Source organism: Aeromonas finlandensis, from assembly GCF_000764645.1.
Classification (GTDB): domain Bacteria; phylum Pseudomonadota; class Gammaproteobacteria; order Enterobacterales; family Aeromonadaceae; genus Aeromonas; species Aeromonas finlandensis.
This window is the reverse complement of the sequence record NZ_JRGK01000363.1, coordinates 1-2,939: the sequence shown is the minus strand read 5'-3', so window position 1 is coordinate 2,939 and position 2,939 is coordinate 1. Positions and strand designations below refer to the sequence as shown.

Genomic DNA, 2,939 nt, shown 5'->3' with positions numbered 1-2,939 from the left:
GTACACCGAAGGCAAGCGGGTGCTCAACTGCTTCTGCTACACCGGCGGTTTTGGTGTTTATGCCCTCAAGGGCGGCGCCAAAGAGGTGGTCAACGTCGATCTCTCCCAGAATGCGCTGGATATCGCCCGCCAGAATGCCGAGCTGAACGGTCTGGATACCAGCAACACCCAGTTTATCCGTCACGATGTGTTCAAGCTGCTGCGTGAGTACCGCGAGAAGGGCGAGAAGTTCGACGTCATCGTGCTGGACCCGCCCAAGTTTGCCGAGAGCAAGGCCCAACTGCTGGGTGCATGCCGTGGCTACAAGGACATCAACATGCTGGCATTTCAGCTGCTGGCACCGGGTGGCGTGCTGCTGACCTACTCCTGCTCAGGCCTGATGGAGCAGAGCCTGTTCCAGAAAATCGTTGCCGATGCGGCGCTCGATGCCGGTCGCGATGCCCAGATCCTGGAGCTGCTCTCCCAGGCTTCCGATCACCCCATCGGCACCGCCTATCCGGAAGGCTTCTACCTCAAAGGTCTGGTGGTTCGCGCCCGCTGATCGGCAACCACCCTCCCCTTGTGATCAATCAGGCCCCTTGCGGGCCTGATTGTTTTGCATCGCGCCCTATAGGCCTGATCCTGACGCTCCCCCCTCTCTATTCTCTTCACGTTCCATCTCCTCCTCTTTCGCTACCGGCTCTCCACGTCTTCTCTGTTTACATTTCTTTGCACAATAACTGCACATTTATGATTTAAATCACACCCGTATGACTCTCTTTTTCGTAATGTGATCCCGCCTGCGGCAGCCAAGCCGGAGCAGCCGACCTGTCAGGATTGATGGGCGGCACAACAACAAAAATCGATGTCAGGCCAAGCTGAACATCACAAGGGATCCCGTTATGAATCAATCATTGCCGCTGTTAACGCCGCTGCGGGGCATCGCTGCCCTGATGGTGGTGCTGTTCCATGCCCGCTTGCTGCTCTTTCCCCAGTGGATGGAGTCAATCGCAGGCCACACCCAACTCATCGAGAACGGCTACCTCTGGGTCGATCTGTTCTTTATTTTGAGCGGCGTGGTGCTGGCCCATGTCTATGGGGAGGCCTTCACCCGTACGCCCCGCACCGTGGGCTATGGCCGCTTTCTCTGGCTGCGGCTGACCCGCGTCTACCCCCTCTACCTGGTGACCCTGCTGCTGCTGGTCGGCTGGGAGCTTTACAAGGCGCAGCACGGGGTCGGCTTCTATGCTGGTCCCTTGTTCAAGATGTGGGAGTGGGAAGGGATGCCCCCCTTTGGTTCCCCCTTCACCCCGGCCGAGGCGCTGCCCAGCGCCTTCCTGCTGTTGCAGGTAGTGACCGATCACGGGCTGACCTGGAACTTCGCCGCCTGGTCCCTGAGCGTGGAGTGGATAAGCTACCTGCTGTTCCCGCTACTTATCCCGCTCGCAGTCACCCGCAGTCGCTGGAGCCATCTCGCCCCCCTGCTGGCGCTGACGATGCTGGCCTTTATCGTGCACAGTCGTGGCACGCTGGATGTCACCAGCGGGGTGCTGGCGGTGGGGCGCGGGGTAAGTGAATTTGTGCTCGGCCTCTGGTTGCTGCCGAGGGTCAAGGCCGCACAACACCTGCCCATGATGCAGCGAGATCTGCCGCTCTTGATCGCCTTTGTGCTGCCCTTCGCGCTGATGCAGTTCACCATGACGCCGCAGCTGACTCTGCTGCTGATCAGCTCCTACGTGCTGCTGATCTGGACTTGTGCCGCTCAGGGGGAGCGTCAGAGTCCGCTGCTGCGCCTATTGGATAACCGCTTCACCAACTGGCTGGGGGATCTCTCCTACTCCATCTACCTGCTCCATGCGCTGGTGCTGCTCACCGGCTGCGAGCTGATCCACTATCTGGCACCGGGGCTCACCGAGTGGTGGTATGGCCAGACCAACCCGCTGCTGGGGGTTGTGGCAACCTTGCTGATGCTGGTGGTGCTGATCGGGCTCTCTTCTTTGAGTTACAACCTGCTGGAGCGGCCACTGCAACGGCGCCTGCGCCGCTGGGGCAAGTCACGGCAACCGGCGCTGGAGCGGGTCGGATAAGTTAATACCGCCCTGTCTGGATGAGTTGACGGTCTTATGCCAGCTCATCCAGACGATTCATCACCCAGGCACTCGGGTGTTGGCTAAATCCGATCTTGGGGTAGTACTCCACCGCCTGCGGCGCGGCCAGCAGGATCAGCTTGCAGCCCGGCTGCAATTGCAAAAACGTCTCGCGAATAAGGGCTTTGCCAATCCCCTGCCCCTGCACTGACTCGGCCACCGCCAGATCCGAGAGGTAGCAACAAAAATGAAAATCGGTCACCGCGCGGGCCACCCCGACCAGGGTCTCACCCTGCCAGGCGGTGACCAGCAGATTGGCGTGATCCAGCATGCCCTGCAGGGTGGCCGGATGGTCCAGAGGCCGTCTCGCCCCCAGCGTGGTCTGCGCCAATAGCGCCGCAAACTGCGCCGTGGTGATGGGGTGGTTGATCAAAAATGTGGTCGTCACTATGGGTTCCCTCTTTGTTGTACTTTTGTTGTTGCATTTTTTGTTGCGCGAATGCTGCTGCAATCACAAGACCCGCGCCGGATGCCATATCAATGTCATACCCGTGCGGGCAATTCCCTGCTGTTTATGTGAATTCCGGTTCGAAACTCAAGGGGCGATTGTGGCATAATGCTCCGTCCTGTGGCCCTTGGCGGGGCTGCGCTGGCGTACCTTGTCGCCCTTTTCTTCCCCGTCCGGCCTGGCGGCCCCCCATAACTGCCAGTCATCGCTGCCCCCGCGGGCTCCGAGGCCACCTTTATTCACGGTTTCTTATTTGCGGTTTCTTGTCTTCTTCTATCCAAGGCGGCAGATGAACCGCCCATTGACCAAGACGGCTCTACAGAGCCTCTGCATAAGGGGTAAATATGTCTTCCATTCGTCTGACC

At 59.5% G+C, this 2,939-nt stretch carries 3 protein-coding genes; 2 read left to right on the top strand and 1 reads right to left on the bottom strand.

Annotated features, from left to right (window positions below; all coding sequences use genetic code 11):
• Positions 1 to 541 (top strand): class I SAM-dependent methyltransferase (locus LD28_RS0121800; RefSeq protein ID WP_033138964.1); only part of this gene is annotated, 541 nt, incomplete at its 5' end.
• A gap of 340 nt (positions 542 to 881) precedes the next feature.
• Positions 882 to 2,066 carry an acyltransferase family protein gene (locus LD28_RS0121795; RefSeq protein ID WP_033138963.1) on the top strand — a complete coding sequence of 395 codons (1,185 nt, stop codon included), beginning with the start codon at positions 882 to 884 and terminating at the stop codon, positions 2,064 to 2,066.
• A 34-nt stretch (positions 2,067 to 2,100) separates the two neighbouring features.
• On the opposite strand, the gene LD28_RS0121790 is transcribed toward LD28_RS0121795, so the two are convergent.
• Complete coding sequence (locus LD28_RS0121790) at positions 2,101 to 2,514, bottom strand: GNAT family N-acetyltransferase (RefSeq protein WP_033138962.1); 414 nt, start codon at positions 2,512 to 2,514, stop codon at positions 2,101 to 2,103.
• Positions 2,515 to 2,939 lie beyond the last annotated feature (425 nt).

What these genes read in the sequence shown, in the direction of transcription:
- LD28_RS0121795 (WP_033138963.1), top strand. Translation starts at nt 882, where the DNA reads ATGAATCAATCATTGCCGCTGTTAACGCCGCTGCGGGGCATCGCTGCC.